The sequence below is a fragment of the bacterium genome (genome assembly GCA_016699125.1).
Classification (GTDB): Bacteria; Babelota; Babeliae; order Babelales; family Vermiphilaceae; genus AWTP1-30.
On record CP064961.1, the window covers coordinates 691,259 to 706,416 of the forward strand.

A 15,158-nucleotide genomic window follows, 5' to 3' on the forward strand; every position below is an offset into this window, starting at 1 on the left:
TTATACAGCCTGAACCGCCGCATCTTTTATTACCTTAGAAAGGTACATATACTTCAATTTTGATTTTGGCCTACCTTCATAAATTTCAACTATGTCACCAGGCTTTGCCGCCTCGTTCTCGTCATGCACAAGATACTTTTTGATCTTCTTCAAAACCTTATGAAATTTAGGATGCCGGATAATACGAACTGTTTTAACTACCACAGTCTTTTCCATCTTATCAGACACAACCTCACCAATCAAAACACGTTTTATCTTTTCTTTCTCTAGAGTTGTCATCATTTCCTCGTTAACAAAATACTATATACATGCTTAGTCGTATATTTTTTCACGCAAAACAGTATGAATCTGCGCAACAAGTTTACGTAGCTTACTAAATCGCGAATAATCTTTGACATGCGAAGTATGTCTTTGCAATTTTAAAGATAACAACTCTTTACGCATCAGCACAAGCTGCTCGCTCAAGTCCGCAGACTCAAGACTTCTTAATTCAGTTAAAACTTTTTTACTTTTCATGTTACTCAACTACACAAGATTTTTTTTTACAAATTTAGTTTTCATGGGCAATTTGTAAGAAGCTGCACGTAAAATAGTTTTTGCGGTCAACTCATCAACTCCTGCCACTTCACAAATCACACGGCCTCTTTTTACTGGTGCAACCCAATGATCAACTCCACCTTTACCTTTACCCATACGGGTTTCAGCTGGTTTCTTACTCACTGGTTTGTCTGGAAAAACACGCAAATAAAACTGCCCTATTTTTTTCAATCCACGCGATAAGGTAACGCGGATCGCTTCTATCTGCTGCGCTGTCATTCTGGATGGCTCGACTGCTTCAAGTCCGTACTCACCAAAAAATACCTCTCTGGCACCCTTTGACAAACCCGTAAGTCGCCCTTTTTGCACTTTTCTGTATTTAACTTTTTTTGGCATTAACATGATAATTTCTCACCTTAAGACGGAAGGTTAAATGTCCTATATTCACCCCTACAAATCCACACCTTTACACCAATCTTACCATAGGTAGTAAGCGCCTCCGCCAAAGCATAATCAATATCAGCTTTCAATGTATGCAAAGGGACAGATCCAACTCGCGTCCACTCAGAACGAGCAATTTCCGCACCATTCAAACGACCAGAACAACAGATTTTAATCCCTTTTGCTCCTGCCCTCATTGAAGCCAGTGCCGCTGTTTTCATCGCTTTTTTATATGAACCACGTGCAGACAGTTGATCCGCTATACTTTTTGCTACTAATCTGGCGTTCAACTCAGGCTTTTTTAGTTCTTGTACTGAAAGTTCAACAACTTTAGACTTACCTAAAAATGTCGCAATATCTTTACGCAAACCTTCAATGCCTTGTCCTTTTTTGCCTATCACAGCACCAGGACGACCTGAATGCAATACAATTCTAATACTATTTCCAGCTTTTTCAATTTCGATACGCGCAATATCAGCAGATTTTAAGTGCTTCTCAAGATAAGCTCGCAACTTAATATCTTCAAGCAAAGATTTGCCATACTGATTTGGACGCGCAAACCAACGCGCATCCCACGGCCTGTATACACCAATTCTAAAACCTACCGGATGTACCTTTTGACCCACCTTACACCTCTTTCGTTAAAGCAACCAACTGAATTTGTATGTGGCTGGAACGTTTTTTTTGAACATTCGCACGCCCTTGTGCACCAGGTTTAAAATATTTATAAGTTGGACCATGGTCAACACGAATATCTTTAATAACAAGTTCTTCAGCAGAAATATTTTGCAGCGATTTTGCATTCGCAATAGCCGAATTCAACAACTTCAAGATCGGAACAGCACGCCTCGTTTTATAGGTATGCAACCACCACAAAGCTGCTTGCGCTGTTTTGCCCCGCATTACATCGACCAGTGGCCGCAATTTAAACGGAGAAAATTTTATATATAAAGCCTTAGCAGAAAAATTCATTCTAACCTCGAAAATACACCTATGACATCTATTTTTATAATTATAATGTAAAAGAACAAAAACAACAATCTGTGAATCACCACTTGTTACTTCTGGTTACCACCAGCCGCCTGTCTTTGTCCACTATGCCAACGGAAAGTACGAGTTGGAACAAATTCCCCCAAGTAATGCCCTACCATATTTTCAGTAACAAATACGGAAACAAATTTTTTACCATTGTGCACAGCAAAAGTAAGCCCTACAAATTCTGGAATCACCATACTTCTACGTGACCATGTTTTTATAGCATCACGTTTACTATTTTGTTTTGCTTTTAACACTTTTTGATACAACGAAGGTTCAACGTATGGACCCTTGTATGTCGATCTAGCCATCTTTTATACCTCGACTCTAATTTATGGACGTCTTCTACTAATAATCAACCTATTGGTACGCCTTGGTTTTCGAGTTCTTGTACCTTTGCAACCTTTACCCCAAGGCGAACGAGGGTGCGATCCCGATTTTGAACGACCTTCGCCACCACCATGTGGATGGTCCACAGGGTTCATTGCCATACCCCTGACACTTGGACGAAAACCACGATAACGCGTCCGCCCTGCTTTACCCCAAGAAATATTCTTAAAGTCAGCATTACCTAATACGCCTACCGTAGCCCACACATCAAGTGGCACCATGCGAACTTCCCCAGAGGGCATCCGCAGAGTTGCATGCGTTTCAGATTTGCTTACCAGCTGCGCAAACATACCCGCACTACGTGCAAAGGTACCACCAGAACCAGGTCTAATTTCCACATTGTGAATCATAAATCCAGCCGGTATATTACGCACACGTGTAGCATTTCCAACACGTGCTTCAGCATCTTCACCAGACAAAATGCGATCACCAACTTTAAGACCTTCTGGCATCAAGATATACTTTTTCGCTCCGTTCAAATACACTACAAGCGCAATACGAACGTTACGATTTGGATCATACTCAACCGAGGCCACATAGCCCTGTACTCCTCGTTCTGAGCGCGCAAAATCTATCTCTCGATATTTCCTTGCCGCGCCTCCTCCGCGATGCCTACAGGTAATGCGCCCATACGCATTTCTGCCACCACTTCTTTTTATACCTTTTGCAAGCGCTTTTTCAGGAGATTTTTTTGTAATATCATTGTTACTCAAGAAAGACTGGAACCTTAACGCTGCACTTCGCGGCTTTCTTCGATTAATTGCCATACCATTTCCTCGTTAATCTTTTTTGCTAACATTTGACTCAATATGGTCAAAGAAACTAAGCTTGTATCCATCTTTCAAAGTCACATACGCTCGTTTTTTTATAGCACCATCTATAAACGCTCTACCAACACGTCTTCGCTTACCAACCGTAATTAACGTATTAACCTTGGCAACCTTGACATCGAAAAACTTTTCCACAGCCTCTTTTATCATAACGGCATTAGCATTTTTATGCACATGCAACACAACCTTATTTGATTGACTCGCTTTGTATGCCTTATTTGAGACGACTGGACCTTGTATAACATCATAAATACTTATAGCCATCGCGACACCATCTGTTTAAATTGTTCAGCATCTTTTTCTAAAAAGACCCATTTTTTTGCTACTGATAAATGATAGGCGTTTGGTTCATCAAAAAACACAATCTGCACTCTATTTAAATTTGCAAAAGAAGCATAATGTAGATGATCGTTTTGGTTCAAAAAAACAATCACACGTTCACCTTCAATTTGCAAAGCATGCAATATTCCTTTTGTATATTTTGTTTTTGGACGCTCTTCATTCAAAAGCCAATCAACTGCAAAAACAGACTTATTGTGTACTCGATCGTTAATAAGTCCTTCAAAAACAGCTTTTCTTGCTTTTTTGTTTACCGAAAGCACTCGCACTCTTGCTTGAGGACCATGAATAACACCGCCTCCTCTCCACAAAGGAGATCGAGCTGTACCGGCACGTGCACGACCAGTACCCTTCTGTTTCCAAGGTTTTTTACCTGAACGAGCTACATCAGCGCGTCCCTTACAAGCAACCGTTCCCTGTCTCCACTGATTTAACAAAACTCTTATGGAAACAGCAAAACTCATCTTTGAAACTGTTTTATTCTCACTACCATGCAAACCAAGGTCTTTCAACTCTACCAATCTGAAAGCAACCGGGTTACTATCTATTTTTTTTGTACTTTTTTTCACCATACGTCACCTAAGATTATAACCCTTGCCTTTTGACAAATACCAATGTACCAGATTTGCCTGGCACAGATCCTTTAATCATAAGAACATTTTCAGATTGAAGAATTTTTACAACAGTCAAATTTAAAATAGAAATACGTTTATTTCCGGCATGTCCAGCCATCATCTGCCCACGCATAATCTCACCAGAACTTCTTGTAAACCCTATCGAACCTGGCCTTCGACCCATCATCGAACCATGGCTTTTAGCCGCACCACCAAAATTATGTCTTTTATAAACACCAGCAAACCCGATACCCTTTGATAGTCCAGAAACTCTTACCAGGTCACCTATTGCAAAAAACTGCAATAAATCAACTACTGATCCCAAAGCAGCTGTCGCAAGTTGCTCAGAAGAACAACGCACCTCTTTGGTATAAAAGAAATACTTCTGTTTATTTTTCAACCATAACAAATCGAAAGGAATTGATCGATAACGCTTGCGCAGACATCCAACTTGCAATGCGTTATATCCATCTTGGGCCACAGTCTTAGTACCACACACAATCCAATGCCCGACATTAACTGCCGTCACTGGAACAGCTTTTCCATCAACAAAAAGCTGTGTCATGCCAATTTTTTGGCCCCACAAACCATTTACCATACTTATACTTTCTTCTCAAATATTAGACATGCTTACTTTATTTCTACTTCAACGCCCGCTGAAACATTCAGCTTCATTAAAGCATCCATTGTTACATTTGAAGGAGAAACGATGTCCATCTTTCTTTTATGCAAAACTAACTCAAACTGTTCTCGAGATTTTTTGTTAACATGCGGCGAGCGCAAAACAGTAAAATCCTTATGCTCACTTGGCAAAGGAATAGGCCCAATAATTTGGGCCCCAGTTCTTTTTGCAGTTAAAGCAATCTGCTTCACCGCAGCATCCAACAATCTATGATCGAGTGATTTTAATTTTAATTTAATACGTTGCTTTTTCATCAAAGTTCCATCAAACGTTATTCATTAATTTCAGTAACAACACCGGATCCAACCGTTCGACCACCTTCACGAATTGCAAATCTCAAATCTTTGTCCATCGCAATAGTGCTAATTAATTCAACGGTAAGTTCAACAGTATCACCAGGCATAACCATTTCACGACCAGCAGGTAACGTTACAATACCAGTGACGTCGGTGGTACGGAAATAAAATTGCGGCCTGTAACCAGTAAAGAACGGACTATGTCGACCACCTTCTTCTTTGCTCAAAATATAACACTTACATTTGAACTTTTTATGTGGAGTAATCGAACCTGGCTTTGCAAGCACCTGTCCACGTTCAACTTCCTCTTTTTTGGTACCACGAAGCAATACACCAACGTTTTCGCCAGCAAGACCTTCTTTGAGCTCTTTTCTGAACATTTCAACGCCCGTTACAGTTGTTTTTTTAGTATCACCCAAACCTACAATAGCAACTTCTTCACCAACAGCAACTTTTCCAGTTTCAATACGACCAGTCACCACAGTGCCACGACCTGCAATTGAAAAAACAGCCTCAATTGGCATACAAAATGGTTTGTCAACCTGACGTTGAGGTTCTGGAATATAGCTATCAACCGCTTCCATAAGACGCAAAATTGACGGCTCACCCATCTCGCTTTGATCACCTTCGAGTGCTTTTAACGCAGACCCACGAATCACAGGAATCTTATCACCGGGAAAATCATATTTTTTCAACAAATCCCTGATCTCTTCTTCAACCATATCGATCATGTCTTTATCGTCAACCATATCAACCTTGTTCAGATACACAACAAGTGCAGGGACGTTCACGTTTTTTGCCAAAACGATATGTTCGCGTGTCTGAGGCATTGCACCATCCATAGCCGATACAACCAAGATCGCACCGTCCATCTGCGCTGCACCAGTAATCATATTCTTTACATAGTCAGCATGGCCAGGGCAATCAATGTGCGCATAGTGTCTTTTATCAGTTTCATACTCAACATGTGATGTTGAAATGGTAATACCACGTGCTTTTTCTTCTGGTGCTTTGTCAATCTCATCATATTTTTGAGCTTCAGCATACCCTTTTTTTGCCAAAACGGTCGTAATTGCAGCCGTTAACGTTGTTTTACCATGGTCAACGTGACCGATAGTACCAATATTAACATGTGGCTTTTTACGTTCAAATATACCTTTTGCCATTGTTTTATACTCCTACAACAGTTATATTATTTTTTTTGTCCTACTAGTGCCTCTTGAACATTCTTTGGAACCTCGCCATAACGCTCAAATTCCATCGAATAGCTAGCTCTACCTTTAGTCATAGATCGCAAGTCTGTTGAATACCCAAACATACTTCCTAACGGAACTTCTGCAACAATTTCTTGTTTTCCCAGATCCCCCTCCATGCCCAAAATTCTTCCTCTTCGAGAGTTTAGATCACCCATTACATCACCCATATATTCTTCAGGCGTGTCAACAACTACTTTCATAACAGGCTCAAGCAGTACAGGACTAGCAGAAGCCATTGCTGACTTAAATGCCATCGAAGCTGCAATTTTAAATGCAATTTCAGACGAGTCAACATCATGATATGAACCATCGTACAAAGTAATTTGACAATCAACGACCGGATATCCACCCAAAATACCAGAAGTAAGTGCTTCTTTTATCCCTTTTTCAACACCAGGGATGTATTCTCGTGGAACAGTTCCACCGATAATACCATTGATAAATTTAAAACCCGCACCCCGTTCGAGCGGCTCCATTTTAATCCACACATGACCATACTGACCACGTCCACCGGACTGCTTAATAAACTTACCTTCGGCATCAACAGCTTTTTGAATAGTTTCTCTATACGCGACTTGAGGTTTTCCTTGGACCACCTCAACTTTGTGCTCGCGCTTCATTCGATCAACAATAATTTCTAAGTGTAACTCACCCATTCCCTTGATAACCGTTTGACCTGTCTCGTCATCAAAAGAAAACTGGAATGATGGATCTTCTTGCATTAACTTACGCAATGCAATTGACATCTTATCGTGATCAGACTTGTTTTTTGGCTCAACAGATGCTGAAATTACTGGGACTGGAACAACAATCGATTCTAACAACGCACCATCTTTATCTGAACTGAGCGTATCTCCCGTAATGGTGTCTTTTACACCCACAATCGCGGCAATATCACCAGCGCGCACAGAATCGATCTCTTCCCGTTTATTTGCATGCATTTTTAAAAGACGACCAACGCGTTCTCGTGTTCCACTGCGAATATTATATACATAAGAACCGGATTCAAGGGTACCCGCATACACGCGAATAAAGGTTAAAATACCCACGAAAGGATCAGTCATAATTTTAAAAGCAAGTGCAGAAAAAGGAGCGCTCGGATCAGCAAGAATGGCAACCTTTTCTTCTGAATCCTGTTTTGTGCCTTGCACAGGAGGAATATCTAAAGGCGATGGAAGATAGTCAACCACCGCATCCAATAAGAGCTGTACACCTTTGTTTTTAAAAGCAGTACCGCAGAATGCTGGCGTTACTTTCTGAACTAACACACCTTTGCGCAAGCCACGTTTGATAGCATCAATCGACACATCACGTCCTGCAAGGTACGCTTCTGCTACCTCATCATCAAAATCAGCTGCCGCTGCAACAATTTTTTCATACAGCTCTTGAAGTTTTGCTGTATATTCAGAAGGAACATCAGACCATGTAATCGTCACACCACCATCTTCTTCACTGAACGTTGCCATCTTTCTTGTGAGCACGTCTATAATCGCACTAAACTGCTCCGCTTGACCAACTGGAAGCTGCATAGCAACCGCATTGCCATGCAAACGTGTATTCACATCGTTAATCACATGAAAAAAATCGGCCCCAACGCGATCCATTTTATTGGCAAAAATAACGCGCGGAACCTTATAGCGGCTTGCCTGTTTCCATACGGTTTCAGACTGAGGCTGCACCCCATCAACTGCAGAAAAAACAGCCACAACACCATCCAAAACACGTAATGATCGTTCAACTTCAATCGTAAAATCAACGTGTCCTGGTGTATCAATAATATTGATTTGATGATCTTTCCAAAGACAGGTTGTTGCAGCAGACGTAATAGTAATACCACGCTCCTGCTCCTGCTCCATCCAGTCCATGGTAGCTGCGCCTTCATGAACTTCGCCAATCTTGTGCACAACGCCTGTATAAAATAGAATACGCTCCGTAACAGTAGTTTTGCCAGCATCAATGTGCGCTGCTATACCAATATTACGATATCTTTCTAACGGCCTACTCATCAGATACTCCTTTTACCATGCATAATGAGAGAATGCTCGGTTAGCTTCAGCCATTCGCTGAACTTCCGTACGTTTCTTTAAAGCGCCACCACGGCCTTCAAGTACATCCAAAATTTCATGTCCTAAACGTAGACCCATTACCTTATCAGAACGTTCTTGCGCTGCCTGAACAAGCCAACGCAATGCCAATGATTTCTGTCTTTTAGGGTTCACTTCTACCGGAACCTGATACACACCACCACCAACACGGCGAGAACGCACTTCAACATGAGGCACAATCTGATCAAATGCTTTTTCAAAAGCTTGTAAGATCTTCTGATCATCGCCACTAATTTTTTTACCTACAAGGTCCATCGCATCGTACACAATTCTACGCGCAATGCTCTTTTTGCCACATTTCATCACAACATTAATCAACTTTTGCACCAGAGAAGAACTGAAACGTTCATCAACACCGACATCTCTTACAAATTCTTTGTTTCTACGCCTTGGCATGAAAAACCCTTTTAATTAAAAACTAACTTTTTGGCTTCTTAGCACCATACAAAGATCGAGCCTGCTTTCTTCCTTCAACACCAGCTGCATCAAGCGCCCCCCGAACAATGTGATATTTCACACCTGGTAAGTCTTTCACGCGACCACCACGAATCAAAACAACAGAGTGCTCCTGAAGATTATGCCCTTCGCCAGGAATATATGCGGTTACTTCATATCCATTAAGCAACTTCACCCGAGCGACTTTACGCAAAGCTGAGTTAGGCTTTTTAGGTGTTGCCGTAAACACTTTAATACACCTACCACTTGCAAATGGGCTCTTCTGCCCTCCCTTGCCCTTTAATGCATGGCTTTTAGACTTCGATTTCATCTGTCTTCTACCAAAACGGCACAACTGGTTTATTGTTGGCATATGCGCTATTCCTTGCTTCTTAATATAGTTTTACGACAACTTTTCTGTTGATTTTTTAAAATCGTCAAAAAGCCTATGTTTATAACTCAAATGCTTACTTTATGAAACGCATTTTCAGCTATTCTACCTTTTCTATAGATTTTTTCAAGTAAAAAGCAATTCTCGCAATAACTTTCAAGAAAAAAAGAAAAAAAAGCAAATTTAAAAATTATCCGTTTGAAAAAATAGCAACTTATGTGTTATCATGAAAAAACATATTTATATTAAAAACACAAAGGAAAATAATGATTTTTTCATCGCTCTTCACTCTATTAAACCATTTCCCCTTTATTTTAGCAGGGCTTGTCGGATTAGCATTCTTGATAGCATTTCATGAGTTTGGGCACTTTCTGTTTTGCAAACTGTTTAATATCTACACCCCATCATTTTCTATAGGCTTTGGACCGGTACTCTTTTCAAAAATGATCGGTGACACCCTATTCAAACTCTCTTTGATCCCGCTGGGAGGATATGTTGAAATAGCTGGCGCACAGGAAGTTGGCCAGGGTGATCAGGCACACGCACAACTGCAAGATGAACGCTCATTTGGCAAAAAACCTTTCTGGCAGCAGTTTGCAGTCATGATCGGTGGCATACTTTTCAACCTGATCTTTGCTTACCTTGTTTTTATCACCATCTTTTTTGTAGGAACCCCCAAAACACAACTGCTGTATCCAACTAATGCAACTACCACAGTGGCACACGTCATACCTCAATCTGCAGCAGATGGCAAGATTATGCCAGGCGACGTGATAAAAACAATCAATAAGCTTCCTTTAGAAAAAGGCATTGCAACCTACACAGGTCGCACCACCGAACTAAGCGAAGCAAATGTAGAAATAGTGCTTGAACGAAACGGAAAAGAGATAACAACCTCATTAAAACCAAAAATCACTTACCAACGCGGACAACAGACAGCATCGATGGGCATTATTTTCGAAACAGAATCAGAAAAAGCCGCTTCCCTTTTTGATGCAATCAAACGTGGCATTACCGAAACACATCGCTGGATTGGAAACATCATTAACGACTTCAAACATCTTTCTTTGAGCAAAAATGTCAAAGAGATGGCCGGACCACTCATGATTGTTCACATGAGTGCGAAAATGGCAAATGAAGGCATTTTATTGTTTTTCATATTTTTGGCAATTATCAGCATCAACCTTGCGGTTTTGAACATGTTACCAGTGCCTATTTTGGATGGTGGACAGATTGTGTTTTACACTATTGAAGCGATCATGGGATTTCCGCTCAATGAAAAAGCAAAAATCGGCATCCACATGGCCTGCTGGATCGGATTCATGGCATTATTTGCTTATTTGAGCTGGCAAGATATTATGCGGATCGCCGCACCTCTTTTGAAACATTTATTTTAAAAGCTCTAAAATACCCCGGTCAATTGAGCGTCCCTCTTTTGACCGGGGTATTTTCATGCACGCATCAGATTATTATTAATTCAAATTGGCTTATTTTTTATTCATGATATGCTTGAAAGTAAATGGAGGATATCATGAAGTCATTACGGTCTTTACTATTATTTTTTCTATGCATGCAGCTTTTTGGGCCTGTTTGCGCAATGGTTACAAAACTAACGCTAAAACAGATTGAGGCCGATATCCGCATGTTGGAAACGAATGCGATCGCAGAATTAAAAAAGGCGTTTCCATTGATTTCCGAATCGGAATGGGCAGAAACGTTTAAAGATATTGAAAAATGCAAAGCAGATTTAAAAATACACCTTGCACAGAAAGATGCGGCGATCACCATGCCATCCGTTTACCCTGCCAATACACCCTTTGTTTATGAAAAGTTTGAAGAATATACAAAACGGTGTACCGTGGCACGTGGCATAAACCCTGAAAAAATAGGAATCTTAATCGAATCCAGCAATGGATGGTCCCCTGTACAATCTGCCTCTGCATGGGCCATTACTAACTATGAATACAGACAGACCTTAACAAACAACACATGGCGAATAATTGGCGGAACAAACTTCAGACCAATGGTTGGTTTTGATACAAAACAAAATTGGGATAAGTATATACACAATCAAACTATATGGATGGACTACGTCAAAAAATTTTCATTCCCAGCCGAATACAAGGAATTCAAAAACATAACTGACCAAATAAAGCTTGAATTAAAAACATTTAAAAAGGATCTAAAAGATTTCATTTTTCCAAAACACGCACGTCCAGCTGCGCCACTATTCCATAAACAGTTCATAGAACACACAATTCATCATGAAATCACGCATATTATCGAGGGACACGGAATAACTACCCAACATGTAAAAATGCTTATAGAAAAATACTATGGTAAAACAACAAATAATAACCCGAGCTGGTTTGCCTTTACTAAAACACATGAATATATGGCAGAACTCATGCCTTCACTATTGTTCAACGACATAGCACAATATGCATACAAGCTTGCAAAGTTCAGGACAAATCCACCATCATGGATAGTCTTACATGAAAAAGAACGTTTTTCAAAAACCCATGCAACAGACGCAGAACTACTTCCATGGCTCCAGCGAATTGTACAGGCACACTCGCAGAGTTAAATTTACTCGAAGCTACTATTTTACTTTTGGTGCAAAACCAATTTCTTGCGCTTTGTGAGGATGCTCGGAACCAGCGTACACTTTTAATTTACGATAGATGTCACTGTTAAGGGTATTTTTTGGCAACATTCTTTTGACTGCAAGTTCAACAATTTTTGTTGGGTGCTTTTTCATAAGATCTTTTGCTAATGTAACCTTTTTACCGCTCATCCAGCCGCTGTAGGTCACGTATTCTTTGTCGCTCATTTTTTGACCGGTCATGACCACTTTGTCAGCATTGATAACCACCACATAATCACCACAATCGGTGTGCGGCGTGTAATATGGCTTGTCTTTGCCACGCAATGCATCGGCAATCTGTGTTGCCAAACGGCCTAAAATCTTACCCTCTGCATCGATAACTCGCCATTTTGGGGCACGATCTTCTTTTTTCAAATAAAACGCTTTATTCATAATCATGATCGCAAGACCTTTATTTTCAGAAATTTATATGATTTTTTAAACTCTCCTGTCAAAGATAAACAAAAAACTGATTTTGGTCAATATAATTGTCAAAGACAAACAATGCATCTTTACTTTTTTCAAAACAGCGTGGCTGCAACCTGCAAAATGATTGACAAAAAAACGATTGCATCGCAGAATAGACAGCAACTATTGACCTTTTAAAGCCAAATTCTGTTTGCTTATACACAACCCTTGAAAAACGAAATTTTAAACCATGATTGAAAATGCAGTTCCGATAATCCCTTTTTTGACGGTCATTTTTGTAACTTTATTGTCAGGACAGGTCCAAAAAGGACTTTTGATAGGAATTGTTGTGGGCGTCTGGCTGCTATCTGCCGGATCATTGTATACCTTTTTCCAGCTCTTTTTTTCACAAATTAACGACCAGATTGCAAACAAGGATAGCTGGTTTTTATACCTCTTTTTAATCGCTCTGCCCTCATTAATTGAACTGTTTTTAAAAACAGGGAGCGCGCAGGCATTTGCGCAGCGCATGACCCGAAAAATAAAAACAAAACGGGGCATTGAACTTGCTGCGGTCGCTTCATCATTTTGCCTGTCAATCGACGATTATCTGAGCATCTTGACCACGGGCCAGGTACTCAGATCACTGACCGACACGGTGGGTATTCCCCGCGTCAAACTCGCCTATTTGATTCATGCACTTTCCGGCACCGTGGTCATTTTGATGCCACTTTCAAGCTGGGTCGCAACGCTCACCTCCTATCTGACCGCATCAGGAATCGGTAAAAACGACATCATCGCGTCCGACCCGTTCACCGTCTATCTTTACAGCATGCCACACACCATGTATTCGATTTTGACAATCATGACGGTGCTTTTTATCGTGTTAAAACGAATAAGTTTTGGTCCCATCAAACAGGCTGAAAAAGACGAAACACCACAACAGATTTTTCATGGAAACGAACCTGTATCTCATACAGCAAAAACAGTTCATCTTTTTGGCCCCCTGCTTTTGCTGATCGGGCTCATTGTGTGCCTCATTCTTTTTCAAAATGATGCAGCTCTGTTTGGTGGTAGCCGATCGATTTTTCAAGCATTCAAACATAACACCGACATATTTTTTATTTTGGCTGTTGCAAGCAGCACCACCTTTGTCTTAACAAGCCTTTATTTCTGGCAGACCGGAATGCTGAGCGCGTTTGACTGTCTGCACGCAATCAAAAACAGTTTTGGCCTCATGTACAACGTACTGTTCATTATTTTTCTGCTTTCCATTTTCAGCCATCTTGCACGCAATGACCTGAAAACGGGTGCCTTTTTGGCCACAATCGCACAGACCTATGTTTCAACCGGGCTCATGCCACTCATCTTCTTTTTGACCTCACTTGCAATCGCCTTTTCAACAGGAACGTCATGGGGAACCTTTGGGCTCCTTTTGCCGATCGGTATTCCGATGCTTTTGAAGCTACACAACATCGAAACTGCAGTTGAAAGTAGTCAGATTCCTCTGCTTTATCAGACCATCGGCGCTATTTTTTCAGGCGCATTGTGTGGCGACCATCTGTCACTTTTTTCTGAAACGACGGCAATGTCGGCCGCTGCCGCACAGGTGACTGCCGAACAACATTTTAAAACGCAACTTGCGTACGCCATGCCGGTGGTTTTTGGCTGCATCATCTATTTTGCATCGGTCGGTTTTTTTGCACATACCTGGCATTCATTGGCATACCCACTCTGTTTTGGATTAAGCGCCACGGTCAACCTTGGACTGATCATGTTTTTGAAAAAACGGTGGTAAAAAGCGAATACCTCAAAACAGTTTGTACATAAAGTTTGACTTTCATCATAACCCTTTTTACACTTTGTCACTGAAGTTAAGGTTTTTATTGTTAATTACATTTTTTTCGAAGGTGACGTTATGAACTACAAAGTATATTAAGGTGTGTCCTCAATTTAATTAGTAGGGCATAAAAGCTTCAACCATATGTGCATAGATGCGATGTAGAGCATAGATTGGAAGTTTCTAGCAAGTTTTTCAAAACGCATAGCAATGCCACGAAAATGCTTGAGTCGTGCAAAAGATTTTCAACTAAGTGTCGATTTTTATACAAATGAGCATCAAATTCTGGATCTGGTCTAGTGCTGTTTTTTTCTTTTGGTATAATTACTTGCATTCCTTTTGTCCGTCCATAGATACGAATACTATCAGCATCATAGCCTTTGTCAGCGATAAAATATTCCGCTCCTTCGGCCAGGTCGATTAATTCGTTTGCAACCTTTGAATCGTGCACTTGACCCCAGTGATTTTAAAATTGAGCGGATTTCCATGCGCATCGGTGCACATATGAATCTTTGTAGTAAGTCCACCAGCGGATCTTCCAATTGCTCGCTCTTGACCACGCTGAGCTCCAGTCGCATGTTGGTGAGCTCTAACATAACTTCCGTCGGCGAATACCCATTCTTTATCAACTTCTTTTCGTAGCATAAAAAAAACCTTCCCATAGCCCTTTTTTTGACCAACGATTAAATCGATTAAATGCTGTTTGCCACGGACAAAATTCGGATGGAATATCCCTCCATGGTCCTCCAGTCCGCAATTTCCAAAGGATTGCTTCCATTATATTCCGCTCATTGCCCCACAGGTGGCATCCATGTTTACATAGTATCTCTTCTAGTTGTGACCAAATACTGTCTGTAATAACTCGACGTACCATTGCTTATCCTCGTTGCTGATTTCTGATACAAAAAACTT

Annotated in this window: 19 protein-coding genes and 1 pseudogene; 3 read left to right on the top strand and 17 right to left on the bottom strand. The window is 40.7% G+C overall.

Annotated elements, in window-relative coordinates:
* The 15 genes from rpsQ to IPG37_03360 form a co-directional block, all read right to left on the bottom strand.
* Nucleotides 1-279, bottom strand: coding sequence for a 30S ribosomal protein S17 (gene rpsQ / locus IPG37_03290; GenBank protein QQR53457.1), 279 nt, complete (start codon nt 277-279; stop codon nt 1-3).
* 33 nt (nt 280-312) lie between these two features.
* Nucleotides 313-516, bottom strand: coding sequence for a 50S ribosomal protein L29 (gene rpmC / locus IPG37_03295; protein QQR53458.1), 204 nt, complete (start codon nt 514-516; stop codon nt 313-315).
* Between the two features lie 9 nt (nt 517-525).
* Nucleotides 526-939, bottom strand: a complete 414-nt coding sequence (rplP, locus tag IPG37_03300; GenBank protein ID QQR53459.1) for a 50S ribosomal protein L16 — start codon at nt 937-939, stop codon at nt 526-528.
* 14 nt (nt 940-953) lie between these two features.
* Nucleotides 954-1,604 (bottom strand): 30S ribosomal protein S3, encoded by a 651-nt coding sequence (gene rpsC / locus IPG37_03305; GenBank protein QQR53460.1) that lies wholly within the window; start codon nt 1,602-1,604, stop codon nt 954-956.
* Between the two features lies 1 nt (nt 1,605).
* Entirely contained in the window at nt 1,606-1,950 is a 345-nt protein-coding gene (gene rplV, locus IPG37_03310; GenBank protein QQR53461.1) for a 50S ribosomal protein L22, read from the bottom strand.
* An 86-nt stretch (nt 1,951-2,036) separates the two neighbouring features.
* A complete protein-coding gene (gene rpsS, locus IPG37_03315; protein ID QQR53462.1) occupies nt 2,037-2,324 on the bottom strand; it encodes a 30S ribosomal protein S19 in 288 nt (95 codons plus the stop codon).
* Between the two features lie 21 nt (nt 2,325-2,345).
* Entirely contained in the window at nt 2,346-3,170 is an 825-nt protein-coding gene (rplB, locus tag IPG37_03320; protein ID QQR53463.1) for a 50S ribosomal protein L2, read from the bottom strand.
* Nucleotides 3,171-3,182: 12 nt separating this feature from the next.
* A complete protein-coding gene (locus IPG37_03325) occupies nt 3,183-3,497 on the bottom strand; it encodes a 50S ribosomal protein L23 (GenBank protein ID QQR53464.1) in 315 nt (104 codons plus the stop codon).
* Nucleotides 3,488-4,144, bottom strand: a complete 657-nt coding sequence (rplD, locus tag IPG37_03330; GenBank protein ID QQR53465.1) for a 50S ribosomal protein L4 — start codon at nt 4,142-4,144, stop codon at nt 3,488-3,490. The genes IPG37_03325 and rplD overlap by 10 nt, the downstream gene beginning before the upstream one ends.
* A 13-nt stretch (nt 4,145-4,157) precedes the next feature.
* On the bottom strand, nt 4,158-4,784 hold the full coding sequence (gene rplC / locus IPG37_03335; GenBank protein QQR53466.1) for a 50S ribosomal protein L3: 627 nt from the start codon (nt 4,782-4,784) through the stop codon (nt 4,158-4,160).
* A 32-nt stretch (nt 4,785-4,816) separates the two neighbouring features.
* A complete protein-coding gene (rpsJ, locus tag IPG37_03340) occupies nt 4,817-5,122 on the bottom strand; it encodes a 30S ribosomal protein S10 (GenBank protein QQR53467.1) in 306 nt (101 codons plus the stop codon).
* Nucleotides 5,123-5,139: 17 nt separating this feature from the next.
* A complete protein-coding gene (tuf, locus tag IPG37_03345; protein QQR53468.1) occupies nt 5,140-6,330 on the bottom strand; it encodes an elongation factor Tu in 1,191 nt (396 codons plus the stop codon).
* A gap of 26 nt (nt 6,331-6,356) precedes the next feature.
* Nucleotides 6,357-8,426: an elongation factor G gene (gene fusA / locus IPG37_03350; GenBank protein ID QQR53469.1), complete on the bottom strand. Its 2,070-nt coding sequence runs from the start codon at nt 8,424-8,426 to the stop codon at nt 6,357-6,359.
* A gap of 12 nt (nt 8,427-8,438) precedes the next feature.
* On the bottom strand, nt 8,439-8,921 hold the full coding sequence (rpsG, locus tag IPG37_03355) for a 30S ribosomal protein S7 (protein QQR53470.1): 483 nt from the start codon (nt 8,919-8,921) through the stop codon (nt 8,439-8,441).
* Nucleotides 8,922-8,943: 22 nt separating this feature from the next.
* The gene (locus IPG37_03360; GenBank protein ID QQR53471.1) at nt 8,944-9,333 is read right to left on the bottom strand and encodes a 30S ribosomal protein S12; all 390 of its coding nucleotides are present in this window, start codon (nt 9,331-9,333) and stop codon (nt 8,944-8,946) included.
* A 284-nt stretch (nt 9,334-9,617) separates the two neighbouring features.
* Here IPG37_03360 and IPG37_03365 point away from each other — a divergent pair, with 284 nt between their 5' ends.
* Together IPG37_03365 and IPG37_03370 are read left to right on the top strand one after the other, a co-directional pair.
* Nucleotides 9,618-10,748 carry a site-2 protease family protein gene (locus tag IPG37_03365; protein ID QQR53472.1) on the top strand — a complete coding sequence of 377 codons (1,131 nt, stop codon included), beginning with the start codon at nt 9,618-9,620 and terminating at the stop codon, nt 10,746-10,748.
* Nucleotides 10,749-10,882: 134 nt separating this feature from the next.
* On the top strand, nt 10,883-11,938 hold the full coding sequence (locus IPG37_03370; GenBank protein ID QQR53473.1) for a hypothetical protein: 1,056 nt from the start codon (nt 10,883-10,885) through the stop codon (nt 11,936-11,938).
* 15 nt (nt 11,939-11,953) lie between these two features.
* Here IPG37_03370 and rplM read toward each other — a convergent pair whose 3' ends face one another.
* Nucleotides 11,954-12,397, bottom strand: coding sequence for a 50S ribosomal protein L13 (rplM, locus tag IPG37_03375; protein QQR53474.1), 444 nt, complete (start codon nt 12,395-12,397; stop codon nt 11,954-11,956).
* A 259-nt stretch (nt 12,398-12,656) separates the two neighbouring features.
* On the opposite strand from rplM, the gene IPG37_03380 reads away from it, so the two are divergent.
* A complete protein-coding gene (locus IPG37_03380; protein ID QQR53475.1) occupies nt 12,657-14,204 on the top strand; it encodes a hypothetical protein in 1,548 nt (515 codons plus the stop codon).
* Between the two features lie 155 nt (nt 14,205-14,359).
* On the opposite strand, the pseudogene IPG37_03385 reads toward IPG37_03380, so the two are convergent.
* Nucleotides 14,360-15,120: pseudogene (locus IPG37_03385) on the bottom strand (IS5 family transposase).
* Nucleotides 15,121-15,158: the final 38 nt, after the last annotated feature.